16 protein-coding genes are annotated in these 13,129 nt (G+C 69.9%); 10 read left to right on the plus strand and 6 right to left on the minus strand.

The window, feature by feature from the left end:
- Positions 1-53 precede the first annotated feature (53 nt).
- Positions 54-911, plus strand: coding sequence for a 16S rRNA (adenine(1518)-N(6)/adenine(1519)-N(6))-dimethyltransferase RsmA (gene rsmA / locus AB0J42_RS17880; protein ID WP_364295402.1), 858 nt, complete (start codon positions 54-56; stop codon positions 909-911).
- A gap of 1 nt (position 912) precedes the next feature.
- On the opposite strand, the gene AB0J42_RS17885 is transcribed toward rsmA, so the two are convergent.
- Positions 913-1,101: a DUF397 domain-containing protein gene (locus AB0J42_RS17885; protein WP_364295405.1), complete on the minus strand. Its 189-nt coding sequence runs from the start codon at positions 1,099-1,101 to the stop codon at positions 913-915.
- 22 nt (positions 1,102-1,123) lie between these two features.
- Entirely contained in the window at positions 1,124-1,681 is a 558-nt protein-coding gene (locus AB0J42_RS17890) for a DUF5753 domain-containing protein (RefSeq protein WP_364295408.1), read from the minus strand.
- Between the two features lie 149 nt (positions 1,682-1,830).
- Between AB0J42_RS17890 and AB0J42_RS17895 the strand changes: the two genes are divergently transcribed.
- Positions 1,831-3,312 carry an IS1634 family transposase gene (locus tag AB0J42_RS17895; RefSeq protein WP_364295795.1) on the plus strand — a complete coding sequence of 494 codons (1,482 nt, stop codon included), beginning with the start codon at positions 1,831-1,833 and terminating at the stop codon, positions 3,310-3,312.
- Here the strand turns inward: AB0J42_RS17895 and AB0J42_RS17900 are convergent.
- Complete coding sequence (locus AB0J42_RS17900; protein ID WP_364295411.1) at positions 3,278-3,655, minus strand: helix-turn-helix domain-containing protein; 378 nt, start codon at positions 3,653-3,655, stop codon at positions 3,278-3,280. The two genes, AB0J42_RS17895 and AB0J42_RS17900, sit on opposite strands and share 35 nt — an antisense overlap.
- Before the next feature lie 199 nt (positions 3,656-3,854).
- Here AB0J42_RS17900 and AB0J42_RS17905 point away from each other — a divergent pair, with 199 nt between their 5' ends.
- A complete protein-coding gene (locus AB0J42_RS17905) occupies positions 3,855-4,295 on the plus strand; it encodes an ATP-binding protein (RefSeq protein ID WP_364295414.1) in 441 nt (146 codons plus the stop codon).
- An 88-nt stretch (positions 4,296-4,383) separates the two neighbouring features.
- Positions 4,384-5,019: an NlpC/P60 family protein gene (locus AB0J42_RS17910; protein ID WP_364295417.1), complete on the plus strand. Its 636-nt coding sequence runs from the start codon at positions 4,384-4,386 to the stop codon at positions 5,017-5,019.
- On the opposite strand, the gene AB0J42_RS17915 is transcribed toward AB0J42_RS17910, so the two are convergent.
- Positions 4,992-5,882 (minus strand): arginase family protein, encoded by an 891-nt coding sequence (locus AB0J42_RS17915; RefSeq protein WP_364295420.1) that lies wholly within the window; start codon positions 5,880-5,882, stop codon positions 4,992-4,994. The two genes, AB0J42_RS17910 and AB0J42_RS17915, sit on opposite strands and share 28 nt — an antisense overlap.
- Positions 5,883-6,159: 277 nt before the next feature.
- On the opposite strand from AB0J42_RS17915, the gene AB0J42_RS17920 reads away from it, so the two are divergent.
- The 6 genes from AB0J42_RS17920 to atpB all read left to right on the plus strand — a co-directional run bounded on the left by AB0J42_RS17920 (position 6,160) and on the right by atpB (position 12,117).
- Positions 6,160-6,639, plus strand: a complete 480-nt coding sequence (locus AB0J42_RS17920; protein WP_364295423.1) for an Rrf2 family transcriptional regulator — start codon at positions 6,160-6,162, stop codon at positions 6,637-6,639.
- A 151-nt stretch (positions 6,640-6,790) separates the two neighbouring features.
- Complete coding sequence (locus tag AB0J42_RS17925) at positions 6,791-7,951, plus strand: MFS transporter (protein ID WP_364295426.1); 1,161 nt, start codon at positions 6,791-6,793, stop codon at positions 7,949-7,951.
- Positions 7,952-7,953: 2 nt separating this feature from the next.
- Positions 7,954-8,349 (plus strand): Rid family hydrolase, encoded by a 396-nt coding sequence (locus AB0J42_RS17930; RefSeq protein ID WP_364295429.1) that lies wholly within the window; start codon positions 7,954-7,956, stop codon positions 8,347-8,349.
- A gap of 43 nt (positions 8,350-8,392) precedes the next feature.
- Complete coding sequence (locus AB0J42_RS17935; protein WP_364295432.1) at positions 8,393-9,310, plus strand: 4-(cytidine 5'-diphospho)-2-C-methyl-D-erythritol kinase; 918 nt, start codon at positions 8,393-8,395, stop codon at positions 9,308-9,310.
- 140 nt (positions 9,311-9,450) lie between these two features.
- Complete coding sequence (locus AB0J42_RS17940; RefSeq protein WP_364295435.1) at positions 9,451-11,247, plus strand: ABC-F family ATP-binding cassette domain-containing protein; 1,797 nt, start codon at positions 9,451-9,453, stop codon at positions 11,245-11,247.
- Positions 11,248-11,337: 90 nt separating this feature from the next.
- Positions 11,338-12,117 (plus strand): F0F1 ATP synthase subunit A, encoded by a 780-nt coding sequence (gene atpB / locus AB0J42_RS17945; protein WP_364295438.1) that lies wholly within the window; start codon positions 11,338-11,340, stop codon positions 12,115-12,117.
- An 11-nt stretch (positions 12,118-12,128) separates the two neighbouring features.
- Here the strand turns inward: atpB and AB0J42_RS17950 are convergent, their stop codons facing one another.
- Both AB0J42_RS17950 and AB0J42_RS17955 read right to left on the minus strand, forming a co-directional pair.
- On the minus strand, positions 12,129-12,503 hold the full coding sequence (locus tag AB0J42_RS17950; RefSeq protein ID WP_364295441.1) for a GrpB family protein: 375 nt from the start codon (positions 12,501-12,503) through the stop codon (positions 12,129-12,131).
- Between the two features lie 121 nt (positions 12,504-12,624).
- Positions 12,625-13,122 carry a MarR family transcriptional regulator gene (locus tag AB0J42_RS17955; protein ID WP_364295444.1) on the minus strand — a complete coding sequence of 166 codons (498 nt, stop codon included), beginning with the start codon at positions 13,120-13,122 and terminating at the stop codon, positions 12,625-12,627.
- Positions 13,123-13,129: the final 7 nt, after the last annotated feature.

Consider the following 13,129-nt stretch of genomic DNA (forward strand, 5'->3'; position numbering starts at 1 on the left):
TTCCACCCAATCCTCCCCTCACCCGACCCCCGTGCGCCATCACAGGTTCTTCGATGCGCGACACTTATTGGATGATGAGGCTCCTGGGCCCAGCAGAAATACGTATTTTGGCGAACAAGCTAGATCTGCGCCCCACCAAAAAGCTAGGCCAGAACTTCGTGATCGACGGCGGCACCGTCCGGCGAATCGTCCGCGTCGCCGGGGTGACACCGGACGACGTGGTCATCGAGGTGGGTCCCGGCCTCGGCTCCCTCACGCTGGCGCTGCTGCCGGAGGCCCGCCACGTGGTGGCCGTCGAGATCGACCCGGTGCTGGCCGCGCAGCTCCCGGAGACGGTCGCCGAACGCGGCCTCGCCGACAAGCTCACCGTGATCCAGGCCGACGCCATGAAGATCACCCCTGGCGACCTGGGCCACACCCCCACGGCGCTGGTCGCCAACCTGCCCTACAACGTCGCCGTCCCGGTGGTGCTCCACCTGCTGGAGGTCCTGCCGTCGCTGCGCAAGGGCCTCGTCATGGTGCAGGCGGAGGTCGCCGACCGGCTCGCCGCCGCCCCGGGCTCCAAGGCGTACGGGATCCCGTCGGTCAAGGCCGCCTGGTACGCCGACGTACGCAGAGCCGGCCCGGTCGGTCGCACGGTCTTCTGGCCGGTCCCGAACGTCGACTCGGGCCTCGTCTCCCTGGAACGCCGCGACCCGCCGCCGACCACCGCCCCTCGTGAGGAGGTCTTCGCGGTGATCGACGCCGCCTTCGCCCAGCGCCGCAAAACTCTCCGCGCGGCCCTCGCGTCCTGGGCGGGCAGCGCGTCAGCGGCGGAGCAGGCGCTGCGCGCCGCAGGAGTGGACCCATCGGTACGAGGCGAGCAACTGGACATCCACGCCTTCGCCCGTATCGCGGAACAGAAGCCCTGATTCAGGGAAGGTCGAACTCCCCCTTGACCACCCCGTCCAGAAAAGCCCCCCACTCGTCCCGCGTGAACGCCAGGACCGGCCCCTTCCCCCGGTCCTTGGTGTCCCTGACGAGAACGCTGTCATCGGGCCGCCGCATCACCTCGACACAGCTCCCGCCGTTGTCGCCGGACGCCTTTGCTTTGGTCCACACACCCAGGGGCAAACTGTTCGTGTTAGCCATAGCTCTTCATCACCTCGTGAATCAGGTCCCGGCTCTTGTCCACGGGATACGCCATGCTGGATAGGGCCTCCCATCGCACAATAAGCGCCTGTACGGTTTGCGCGCGATTAGTCACCCTGCCCTCTTCCGCGCTTTCCAGGTAGGCGTGATCGGGGCCGCAGTCTCGGAGGGTCGCCACTTCGAACGCGCCGAGACAGCCGGTGGTGAGTCCCGCCGAGAGAGGCACGATTCTCACTGTCAGATAGGGAGGATTGAGGACTTCCAAGAGCTTGGCCAAATGCTCTCGCATCAGTTCCCTTCCGCCTACCGGTCTGCGGAGGACGCTCTCGTCGATCAGAGCCGAGTACATGGGCGGACGGGGCCGGGAGAGAACAGCCTGCCGGTGCATGCGGAACCGTACGGCGTTCTCGACCTCCTCCGCGGTGACCCCCGGCCTGCCTCGGAACACCTGTCTGGCGTAGCTTTCCGTCTGTAGTAGGCCCGGTATCAGCATGGGTTCCCATGTTCGGATGGTGTGGGCCAATGCTTCGACTCTCCTGACTTGGCTCATGTTCCGAGATCACCGTTGAGTGCAAGGCTCTGACCTCGTGGTTTCCCGTCGGGATCAGCGAAAAGTGCGCACTAAGTCGATCATGTCTCTACCCTGGTGGCGTGTCTCCGTACGTGCGGACGGTGAAGACAGCCTCAGGTGCCCGGGCGGTGCAGATCGTCTACTCCTCCCGCCGCAGATCCCGGGAAATCGAGCACATCGGCTCAGCTCACGACGACGCCGAACTGGAAACGCTCAAAGCGGTGGCGCGTCAGCGACTGGCCGCCGGCCAGCAAGAACTGGACCTGGGGCTGGAAGACGAGCCGGCACAGGGCGGGCCGCTGGAGGTCGTCAGCTCCCGGATGGAGCACCTGTGGCAGGCGCTGTCGCGCGCCTACGAGGCACTGGGGCTGGCCGCCGCGGCCGGAGGCGATGATGTGTTCCGGCAGCTGGTGCTGGCGCGGGTGATCGAAGCGACCAGCAAGCACGACAGCCTGCGCGTGCTCGCCGAGGCCGGGATCGATGCGGTGTCGTATGCCACCGTGAAACGCCGCCTGCCCGACTACGCCACACCGCAGTGGCGCCATGCCCTGGCCGCCGCATGCGCGGCCCACGCCCGCCTCGGGCCGGCCAGCCTGGTCCTGTACGACGTGTCGACCCTGTACTTCGAGACCGACGCCGGCGACGGGTTCCGCGAGCCGGGCTTTTCCAAGGAACGCCGCCTGGATCCGCAGATCACGATCGGGCTGCTCACCGACGTCTCCGGGTTCCCGCTCATGGTGGCAGGGTTCGAGGGCAACAAGGCTGAGACCCACACCATGCTCCCGGTGATCAGCGAGTTCATGGCGGCCCACGACCTGAAGGACGTCACGATCGTGGCCGACGCGGGGATGATCTCCGAGGCGAACAAGCGGGCCATCGAAGATGCGGGACTGTCGTTCATCCTCGGCATGAAGATCCCCGAGGTGCCGTATGTGGTCAAGCAGTGGCGGCGCGAGCATCCCGGCACCCCGATCCCCGACGGGCACATCTTCGTCCAGCCCTGGCCCTCGGGATCGAGCCGGCCCCGCCGCGACCAGATGATCTACTACCAGTACCGGGCTGAGCGGGCCCGGCGCACACTGCGCGGCATCGACGAGCAGGTCGCCAAGGCCCAGCGCGCCGTCGACGGGCAGGCGCCGGTCAAGCGCAACCGCTTCATCAAGCTGTCCGGCGCCGCCAAGAGCGTCAACACCGAACTGGTGGACAAGGCTAAGGCCCTGGCCGGGTTCAAGGGCTACATCACCAATCTTGCCGCCTGCCCGGACGGGACGCCGATCACCGCCGAGTTCGTGATCGGCTCCTACCACCGGCTATTCGAGATCGAGAAGTCCTTCCGGATGAGCAAGCACGACCTCAAGGCACGGCCGATCTACCACCACAAACGCGAGTCCATCGACGCACACCTGACGATCGTGTTCGCTGCCTTGGCGGTCGGCCGGTGGATCGAAGCACGGACCGGATGGTCGATCAGGAAGTTCGTCCGCACCGCCCGGCGCTGCCGCACCATTCGTATCCGAGCCGGCAACCACATCCTGACCGCCGCCGACCCCCTTCCTGCCGAGCTACGCGATGCCCTCAAGCAGATCCACACCTCTGAAGGTGCGCACTAAATTGAGCCAACTCAGGTAGTAGGCCCGGTATCAGCATGGGTTCCCATGTTCGGATGGTGTGGGCCAATGCTTCGACTCTGGGCCATTCGCGGAACCATTTCGGTCCCATCGTCCCGTGGATCAGGGGTACGAGCTCCATGAGTTGCCCGTTCAGCCCCAGGGCCTTCTCTATCTCGCGGGTGTAGTGCTCGGTCGGCTTGCGCATGAGACGTTCGACGTGCCCCACCGCGCTCTCGCTGTAGGCCACCTTGTCCGCGAGGCGCTCCTGGCTCAGCCCTTGTTCGGTCCGGTATTGGCGCTGCAATCGGGCGAACTCCTGCCACGCCTCTCGGTCTTGTGCCATATCGCGTCCTTTCGCGAGGAATTGTCACTTATTGCAGTGGCCTACTCACTGTAAGGAACAGTACGGCCGATTAGGGCAGCGGCGCCACCCGTATGGAATCCATGCTGTGAGGGATTCCAGCCGTCCTCAGGACGTGGACCCGCAGCCGGGTGCGTACAGCTTCGACCGAGAGATGTACGCCCGTGATTCCGAGGTGACCATGCGATTGACCGTAAAAGAGCTGCCGTACTCAGGCGTCAAGGTCTGGACGCGGAGCGAGTTCCCCACGCCGCACCGGCTCCCCGCGCTGGCCCGCAAGGAACTCCAGGAGTGGATGGGACCGGGTCATCCTGTCCTGGACGATCTGACCCTGATCGCCTCCGAGCTGGTGACGAACGCCATCGTCCACGTCCCCGCCGTCCCGTGGGTCCGGATGAGCCTGGAACTCACTCTCAAGGGCGTACGGCGCTACTGGCGTCTGGCGGTCACGGATCCGGGCGGCGCTCCCACCATCCCCATGCCGCGCACGCCGGAGTTCTCCGAGCAGTCCGGCAGGGGTCTGTGGGTGGTGGACACGATCACTCACGGATGCTGGGGCACAGAGCTGACCGACGCGGGGGAGCGGACGGTCTGGGCTGTCATCCCCCCGGCCTGTGGATAACCTTCGTTTTCCCCAGAACCCCGTTCGGCCCGTTGGCGGGTTGCCCGCTCGAACGATTCTGGCCTCCCCGATCACGAGGAGGCCGACCATGAAGTCACGTACCTGCCTGATGGTGCTCGCCCTCGCCGGTGGGCTCATCTCCGTGCCCGTCCCCGCCCACGGCACCGTGTCCTGTCCCGAGCCGGACAGCGGGCTCTTCGACCAGTCCCTGTGCCACCTCTTCGCCGAGGTGAGTGTTCCGGGCGAGGCGGGTCGGGTGGTTCAGCCGGACACCGCCGCCAAACCAGACACCGCCACCAGTTCCAGACGCCGCAGCAAGGGCGAGGTCGCGGCGGCCGCTGCTCTGGCCCGGCTCGGCACACCGTTCTCCTGGGGTGGCGGGTCCCGGTCCGGGCCGACCAGGGGCGTCGGCAGGGGAGCCACCACCGTCGGCTTCGACTGCAGCGGCCTGACCCTGTACGCGTGGGGCAAGGCCGGAGTCCGGCTCGGCCACTACACAGGCACCCAGTTCCGGCAGGGCCGCCGCGTCCCCAGGTCCCGGCTCCGTGCGGGTGACCTCGTCTTCTTCGGCGGTGGTACGGGCGACCCCACTCATGTCGGCCTCTATCTGCGGGCGGGCCTGATGGTCCACGCGCCCAAGACCGGTGATGTGGTCAAGGTCGTTCCATTCCTCCGCTCGCCCTACTTCCGGTCGGTCTACCGGGGCGCGGTGCGGCCGGGTTGACTCGCGCACGCCTCGGTGAGCGCCTTGACCACGGGCGCGACCACCTCCCGATCCTCCGGCCGGCCGGGCTCGTACTCGGTGATCCCGAGCCCGGCCACCTCGAACCGCTCGCACAGAGCCGTCACCATGCGCACGAGCTGCTCGGGCAGGAACCCGCCGGGCGCCGGCGTCCCGACGCTCCCGAACACCTCGGGCTCCAGCACATCGAGGTCGACATGCACGTACACCACCACGTCACCCCCGTCCCGATCGGTCGCCTCCTGCCTCCTTCGAGTCCCAGGGGAGCCGGAGGCGGATTCTCCGGAGGAGTCGGGTGTCCGCCGGCCGGCGGCGGTCACCGCGCGGATGAGCGCTTCAGGGCCGGCGGTCCTCACGTGCCCGACCCCGGCCTCGGCGATGAACGCGGCCTCGGCGGGGTCGAGGTCCCGCACCCCCGCCAGCACCACCCGCCGCGGGTCGACCACCGGATCGGCGGTCAGCCCGCGCGGCCCCCGGTCCACCAGCGCCCGCAGCACCATCCCGTGGTACGCCCCCGAAGGCGAGGACTCAGGAGTGTTCAGATCCCCATGCGCGTCGAACCAGACCACGACCAGCCGGTCCCCGTGCTTCCGCCGGGCCGCCGCCACCGGCTCCAGCTCGACCCCGCAGTCCCCGCCCACGGTCACCACGAAGCCGTCCACGGTCGCCAGCGCCTCCCGCACCCGCGACGCCGTCACCACGAGGTCGTCGTCCACCTCCACGCGCACCCGCCTGCCCGCGGGCACCATGCCGGCGAGCAGCCGGGCCCCTTCCACCAGCCGCTCCGCCGTCGCCGCCCCGGACCCGCGCCACTGCGGCACCTCGACAACCGTCACTTCAGTCATGAGGCCAGGATCCACGGCGGCGGGTGCCACGGCCAGTCCACCCCCGCCTCCACCTGCCACGCCACCAAGCTCCAGCCGCGCCTGCCCCTCCGTTCTCTCCAAGCTCCAACACCCGCCGGATCTGCTCGCCACCCGGTAGCGGTTGCGGCGCGCTCGTGTCGGCCGGGTGCGAGGTCACGTGGTCATCGGGGAAGGGGTGCCCCACGGTGACGGCTCAGTGTCGTGGCCACCCGGTTGCACGCCTAATTCTGGATACGTAATATCCAGGATTATGAAGATGGGCGAGGGTGTGGAGTGGGCGCTGCACACCTGTCTGAACCTGACGTGGGTCGAGGACGGCCGCCCCGTGCCCGCCGCGGTCCTGGCCGGCTACTTCAAGCTGCCTCCCGCGTACCTCAACAAGCAGTTGCAGGCGCTGGCGAGGGCGGGAATCGTGTCGTCGGTGCCCGGCCCGCGCGGTGGGTTTCAGCTCGCCCGCGACCCCCGGAAGATCACCGTGCTGGACGTGGTGGTGGCGATCGAGGGGGCGGAGGACGCCTTCCAGTGCGCCCAGATCCTCCGGGACGCCCCCGACGGGGAGCCGGGGATCGACTACCGGGAGACCTGTGTGATCTCCCAGGTCATGCGGAAGGCGGAGTTGGCCTGGCGGGCGGAGTTGGCCGCGCAGACGCTCGCCGATGTGAAGGCCACGGTCGAGTCGCGGTTTCCGGCGGTGCCGGGGCAGACCCGGCAGGGGTTGCACAGCTTGCGGGCGTGAGTTCCTCAGGGGGTTGAGGGTCGCTCGTCCGTAAGAGCTCCCGCCAGGGGTGCGCAGCCTGCGGGTATGAGTCGCCCTCGTCGGCTGAGCTCGTCCGTACGGACTTCTTGTGGAGTAAATCTAGATGTTTCCTATCCAGGTAAAGGAGAAAGTGGCGGACTGGCCGGCGGTTCTCGCGGTGACGCTGGGGATCTTCGCGTTGATGACGTCGGAGCTGCTGCCCGTGGGCCTGCTCACCCCGGTCGGTGAGGCGCTGAAGGTCTCACCGGGCACGGCCGGGCTGATGGTCACCGCCCCGGGGCTGGTCGCCGGGCTGGCCGCCCCGCTGCTCACGGCGCGTGCCGGAGGGGTGGACAGGAAGGTCATGCTGGCCGGGCTGATCGGGCTCATGGCGGCGGCGAACCTGGCCTGCGCACTCGCCCCGCACTTCACTGTCGTGCTGGTGGCGCGGCTCGCCGTCGGGGTGAGCGTCGGCGGCTTCTGGGCCATCGCGGGCGGGCTGGCCGTCCGTCTGGTGCCGCCCGAGCGGGTCGCCGCCGCCACCGCCGTGATCTTCGGTGGCGTCTCCACCGCGTCTGTGCTCGGCGTCCCGGCCGGGACGTTGATCGGCGAGCTGACCGGCTGGCGCGGCGGCTTCGCCGGGGTCGCGATCCTGGGGCTGGTGGCGCTCGCCGCGCTGCTGCTTCTGGTGCCGCGCCTGCCCGCGCAGCGCACGATCGGCCTCGCCGACCTGCCCGCTCTGCTGCGCGCGAACCGGGGTGTGCGGATCGGCGTGGCCGTCACCGGCCTGCTGATCACCGGGCACTTCGCCGCGTACACCTTTGCCCGTCCCCTGCTGCACGACCTCGCTGGGATCGACGACGGCTGGATCGGCGCGTTGCTGATGGCGTACGGGCTGGCGGGCATCGCGGGCAACTTCCTCGCCGGCCACCGCGTACGCGCGCACCTGCGTGGCACCCTCGTGCTGATCGCCGCCGTCCTGTCCGCCGCCACGGCGCTGTTCGCGCTGACCGGGGGACCGGTTGCGGGCACTCTCCTGCTCGTCTTCTGGGGGCTGGCCTATGGCGGGGTGTCGGTGACGCTGCAGACCTGGATGCTCAGGGCCGCGCCTGAGCTGACCGAGCCCGCCTCGTCGCTGTTCGTGGCGGCCTTCAACCTGTCCATCGCCTTCGGCGCCCTGCTCGGCGGGCTCACCGCCGACGGGGTGGCCGTCGCCGGCGTCCTGTGGGTGGCCTCCGGGCTGGCCCTGGCCGCCGCGCTCATCACCGGCGTCCGTGGCAAGCGGGCGCCGCTCATCGAGAACGGAGCATGAACATGGCGCAGACCATCATCAACCCTGACACCCTGCACAACCCTGTCGGATTCGGGTACAGCCACATCGCCCGGGCCTCCGGGGAACTGGTGTTCATCGCCGGGCAGTACGCCTCTGGGCCCGACGGCAACGTTACGTCCGGCGACTTCGCCGAGCAGGTCAGGCAGTCGTTCGCGAACCTCGGCACCGCGCTCGCCGCCGCCGGTTCGGCCTACCGTCACGTCGTCCAGATCCGGACGTACATCGTCGGCCACGACGCCGCCAAGCTCGACATCCTCGTCGATGTCGTACGGGAGATCTGGGGTGAGCGGCCGCCCACGCAGACGCTGATCGGCGTGGCCGCGCTTGCCCTGCCGGGCATGCTGTTCGAGGTGGATGCGGTCGCGGTGAGCGGCTGAGGACGCCCGGGGGCGAGGATACGATCGAGTGTCCTCGACCCCCATGACCACGGAAGTGCAGAAGATGAGCTCGGTGACCGTACGGGTGCCCGCGAAGGTGAACGTGCAGCTCTCCGTCGGCCCGCTGCGGGAGGACGGGTACCACGACCTCGTCAACGTCTTCCACGCCGTGTCGATCCACGACGAGGTGACGGCCAGGCAGGCGCGGTCGATCACGGTCTCGGTGACCGGAGGCTGGGCGGCCGAGGTGCCGCTGCACGACGGCAACCTGGCGGTCCGGGCTGCCCGTGCGCTGGCCGAGCGCGCGGGTTTCGGCGGCGGGGCCGAGCTCGTCATCCACAAGGCGATCCCGGTGGCGGGCGGCATGGCGGGCGGCAGCGCCGACGCGGCCGGGGCGCTGGTCGCCTGCGACGAGCTGTGGGGGCTCGGCCTGCCGCGCGAGGAGCTGATGGAGATCGCCGCCGAGCTGGGCAGCGACGTGCCGTTCTCGCTGCTGGGCGGCACCGCGATCGGCACCGGGCGCGGCGAACGGCTCACCCCGCTGCCCGTCGGCGGTCCCTTCCACTGGGTGTTCGCGATCGCCGACACCGGGCTCAGCACGCCCGAGGTCTACAAGGAGTGCGACCGCCTCAGGGGCACCGCGCCCGTGCCCGAGCCGAAGGCCGACGAGGAACTGCTGGCCGCGCTCCGAAACGGTGACGCCGCCGCGCTGGGCCGCCGCCTCGCCAACGACTTGCAGGAGGCGGCGCTCGCCCTGCACCCGCCCCTGGCCGGCACCCTCCGCTCGGGCCTCGACGCGGGGGCTCTCGGCGCGATCGTCTCCGGCTCCGGCCCCACCTGCGCCTTCCTGGCCAGGGACGCCGCACACGCCGCCGAGCTGGCCGGAGTGCTCGCCGCGACCCCCGGCACCCGCACCGCCCTGCCCGCCGAAGGCCCCGCCCCAGGCGCCACACTCATCTGAGCCGCGTCGGTTCTGGTTCGCCTGAGGGGTCGTTCGTACGCGCCGCGCTGGTTCTGGTTCGCTGCGAGCGTCATTCGTACGAGTCGGGACCGTCGCGGGCCGGGCGGCTTGCTCTTTTGAGCCGATACCCTGGGGAAGCGATGAACCTCGTCAACCTCGAGTCGGTCTCCCACGCCTACGGGCCCAAGCCCCTCCTCACCGAAGTCTCCCTCGGCATCGACGAAGGCGAGCGCATCGGCGTGGTGGGCCGCAACGGCGGCGGCAAGACGACCCTGCTCCGCGTGATCGCGGGCGACGTGAGCCCCGACAGCGGCCGCGTCACCCGGACCCGCGGCCTGCGCGTCGGCTTTCTCTCCCAGCAGGATCTGCTCGACCCCGGCAGCACCGTGCGCGACCTCGTACTCGGCGACATGGCCGAGCACGAATGGGCCGGTGACCAGGGCGTCCGCGAGATTCTGGGCAATTTGATCGGCGACATCGACCTCGACGCCAAGGCGGGCGACCTGTCCGGCGGCGAGCGCCGGCGCACCGCGCTGGCGCGGCTGCTCATCGGCGAGCACGACCTGATCATGCTCGACGAGCCCACCAACCACCTCGACATCGAGGCCATCGCCTGGCTGGCCGCCCACCTGTCGGCCCGGAAGAGCGCCCTGGTGGTGGTCACGCACGACCGCTGGTTCCTGGACGCGGTCTCCACCCGCACGTGGGAGGTGGTCGACGGCCGCGTCGAGCGCTACGAGGGCGGCTACGCGGCCTACGTGCTGGCGAAGGCCGAGCGGGCGCGCATCGCCCAGGCCGCCGAGGAGCGCCGCCAGAACCTGATGCGCAAGGAGATCGCCTGGCTGCGCCGCGGTCCGCCTGCTCGTACGTCCAAGCCGAAGTTCCGGGTGGAGGCGGCGCAGGCGCTGATCGCGAACGAGCCGCCGCCGCGCGAGACTGTAGAGCTCCTGAAGTTCGCCAGCGCCCGGCTCGGCAAGACCGTCTACGACCTGGAGGACGTCACGCTCCACGCGGGCGGCCCCGGCGCGGGCCCGAAGGTGCTCGACGACTGCACCTGGCAGTTCGGCCCCGGCGACCGCGTGGGGCTGATCGGCGTCAACGGCTCCGGCAAGTCGTCGGTGCTGCGCCTGCTCGCGGGCACCGTCACGCCCGACTCCGGCCGGGTCGTGAAGGGCCGGACGGTCCGGCTCGCCCACCTGTCGCAGGAGCTGGCCGAGCTCGACCCCACCCGGCGGGTGCTGGAGACGGTCGAGGAGATCCGCAAGTACGTCCAGGTCGGCAAGCGGGAGTGGAGCGCCTCCCAGCTGCTGGAGCGGCTCGGGTTCAAGGGCGAGGCGCAGTGGAAGGTCGTCGGCGACCTGTCCGGCGGCGAACGGCGCCGCCTGCAGCTGCTCAGGCTCCTCATGGACGACCCGAACGTGCTGCTGCTCGACGAGCCCACCAACGACCTCGACATCGAGACGCTGAACGAGCTCGAAGACCTGCTCGACGGCTGGCCCGGCACGCTGGTCCTGGTCTCCCACGACCGCTACTTCCTGGAGCGGGTGACCGACCGGTGCGTGGCCCTGCTCGGCGACGGCAAGCTGTCGCTGCTGCCGGGCGGGGTGGACGAGTACCTGGAGCGCCGCGCCGCCGGCACCGCGGTGACCGCCCGTCTCGCGGCCCGGCCCGAGCCGTCCGCGCCCGAGACCGCGCCGGAGGAGACGCCGGGGCTGTCGGCCAAGGAGGAGCGGGAGCTGCGCAAGGAGCTCAACCGGCTGGAACGGCAGCTCGACAAGCTGGCGGGCCAGGAGGCCAAGCTGCACGCCGAGATGGCCGACGCGGCGGGCGACTACGAGAAGCTGGGCGATCTCGACGCCCGGCTCCGCGACGTCCTGGCGCAGAAGGAGGACGTCGAGACGGAGTGGCTGGAGGTCGCCGACCGTCTCGGCGATTAGCGGCGGCGGGCCCGCGCGCCGGGACCGCCCGCTGGTTAGGCTGGGCCGGTAGATCGAGTACGACGTACCCGGTTCACCGAGGAGCGCCCGATGGCCGATCCCGAGTTCCGCGCTCCGTCTCCACAGGAGCTGTTCGACCTCCCGGTGCTCTGGGAAGGGGCGCCGTACTGGCTGACCAAGCCGGTGGTGCTCGCCGTCCTCGGCGCGCTGGTGGTGTGCGGGCTGGCGTGGGCGGCCTTCGCGCGGCCGAAGCTGGTGCCGCGCGGGCTGCAGAACGCGGGGGAGTACGTCTACGTCTTCGTACGCGACCAGATCGCCCGGCCGTTCCTCGGCAAGGACACCGACCACTGGATGCCGCTGCTGTTCAGCCTCTTCGTGGTGAGCCTGGTGTGGAACCTGCTGGCGGTCGTGCCCGGGATCCAGTTCCCGGTCAACGCGCACCTGATGTTCCCGGTGGCGCTGGCCGGGGTGGTGTACGTGGTCAAGCTGTACGTGGCGTACACCCGGCACGGGATCTTCCGGTATCTCAAGACGATCAGCCTGCCGCCCGGGATGTCGAAGGCGCTGGCGATCGCCCTGTACGCGCCGATGGAGCTGCTCTACTTCTTCGTGACCGCGCCGTTCACGCACGCCGTGCGGCTGTTCGCGAACATGTTCGCCGGGCACATGCTGCTGGCGTTCTTCAGCGCGGCCGGTTTCTGGTTCCTGTTCGAGCGGCTGACGGTGCCGGGCTTCGCCGTGGGCGTGGTCGGGGTGGCCGTGACGGCGGTGCTGACCGCTTTCGAGGTCTTCATCCAGTTCTTGCAGGCGTACCTGTTCACCATGCTGGCGGCGATGTATCTCGGCTCGTCGCTGGACCCGGAGCACTGACCGCCCGCGGTTCAGGCGTCGCTCGGTCCCGGCCGCCACCCGATTTCCTGGGCCCACGCGTCGGCCCGCCGCAGGAGCTCCCAGACGAGGGGTTCCTTGGCGGCCAGGTACGCCCGCCGGTCCTCGGCGAACTCGTGCGCCCACCGCCGCTTCGCCTCCCCGAACTCGGCCGCCTCCGCGGGGTGGGCGCGCAGATGGTCGCGGAGCAGCAGCGGCACCTGCTGGGAGAAGCTGCCGAGCTCGCGTACGTGGATGTGGACGCGGCGGGCTCCCGGCCTCTCCCGGAAGTAGCGCTTGGTCAGCTCGGCACGCAGCGCCTTGCCGAGCTTGGCGAACTCCTCAGGCCATTCCGGGTCGTAGTCCACGACCTCGACGCGATCGCTCATGGTGCGATGGTGACGCGGAACGCGGCCGAACGGAATCCCCAGGGTGTGGACGGTGGCCTGCAGGAGCGCAGAGCGCGGCGGCGATCAGGAGGGCGGATGCATGGGGAAACCTGAGGGCAGGTCAGGTGTCGAAGGGGGCCAGCATCGTGCGGAGCAGCCCGGCCAGGGCGTGGCGCTCGTCGAGGTCCAGGCTGCTGAGGAGGGTGTGCTCGCGCTCAAGGAGGTCGGTGAAGGCGGCGTCGACGCGGGCCCGCCCGGCGTCGGTCAGGGAGACCAGCACGCCGCGGCGGTCTTCCGGGGCGGGGCGGCGCTGCACCAGACCGGCCTGGGCGAGCCGGTCTATCCGGTTGGTCATGGTGCCGGAGGTGACCAGGGTGGCGCGCAGCAGCGCGCCGGGGCTCAGCTCGTACGGGGGCCCGGCCCGGCGCAGGGCGGTGAGCACGTCGAACTCCCAGGGCTCCAGGTCGTGCTCGGCGAAGACGGCACGCCTGGCCCGGTCGAGGTGCTTGGCCAGGCGGGAGATTCGCGAGAGCACCTGGAGCGGCTCGACGTCGAGGTCGGGACGTTCGGCCCGCCACGCCGCGACGAGCCGGTCGACCTCGTCCTGCGCTTGCGTCATGGTCGGA

This window comes from Nonomuraea sp. NPDC049649 (genome assembly GCF_040675175.1).
In the GTDB taxonomy this organism is placed as follows: domain Bacteria; phylum Actinomycetota; class Actinomycetes; order Streptosporangiales; family Streptosporangiaceae; genus Nonomuraea.

Coding starts and splice junctions, on each gene's coding strand:
- rsmA (WP_364295402.1), top strand. CDS start 54: ATGCGCGACACTTATTGGATGATGAGGCTCCTGGGCCCAGCAGAAATA.
- AB0J42_RS17890 (WP_364295408.1), bottom strand. CDS start 1,681: ATGAGCCAAGTCAGGAGAGTCGAAGCATTGGCCCACACCATCCGAACA.
- AB0J42_RS17900 (WP_364295411.1), bottom strand. CDS start 3,655: ATGGCACAAGACCGAGAGGCGTGGCAGGAGTTCGCCCGATTGCAGCGC.
- AB0J42_RS17905 (WP_364295414.1), top strand. CDS start 3,855: ATGCGATTGACCGTAAAAGAGCTGCCGTACTCAGGCGTCAAGGTCTGG.
- AB0J42_RS17910 (WP_364295417.1), top strand. CDS start 4,384: ATGAAGTCACGTACCTGCCTGATGGTGCTCGCCCTCGCCGGTGGGCTC.
- AB0J42_RS17915 (WP_364295420.1), bottom strand. CDS start 5,882: ATGACTGAAGTGACGGTTGTCGAGGTGCCGCAGTGGCGCGGGTCCGGG.
- AB0J42_RS17920 (WP_364295423.1), top strand. CDS start 6,160: ATGGGCGAGGGTGTGGAGTGGGCGCTGCACACCTGTCTGAACCTGACG.
- AB0J42_RS17930 (WP_364295429.1), top strand. CDS start 7,954: ATGGCGCAGACCATCATCAACCCTGACACCCTGCACAACCCTGTCGGA.
- AB0J42_RS17935 (WP_364295432.1), top strand. CDS start 8,393: ATGACCACGGAAGTGCAGAAGATGAGCTCGGTGACCGTACGGGTGCCC.
- AB0J42_RS17940 (WP_364295435.1), top strand. CDS start 9,451: ATGAACCTCGTCAACCTCGAGTCGGTCTCCCACGCCTACGGGCCCAAG.
- atpB (WP_364295438.1), top strand. CDS start 11,338: ATGGCCGATCCCGAGTTCCGCGCTCCGTCTCCACAGGAGCTGTTCGAC.
- AB0J42_RS17950 (WP_364295441.1), bottom strand. CDS start 12,503: ATGAGCGATCGCGTCGAGGTCGTGGACTACGACCCGGAATGGCCTGAG.
- AB0J42_RS17955 (WP_364295444.1), bottom strand. CDS start 13,122: ATGACGCAAGCGCAGGACGAGGTCGACCGGCTCGTCGCGGCGTGGCGG.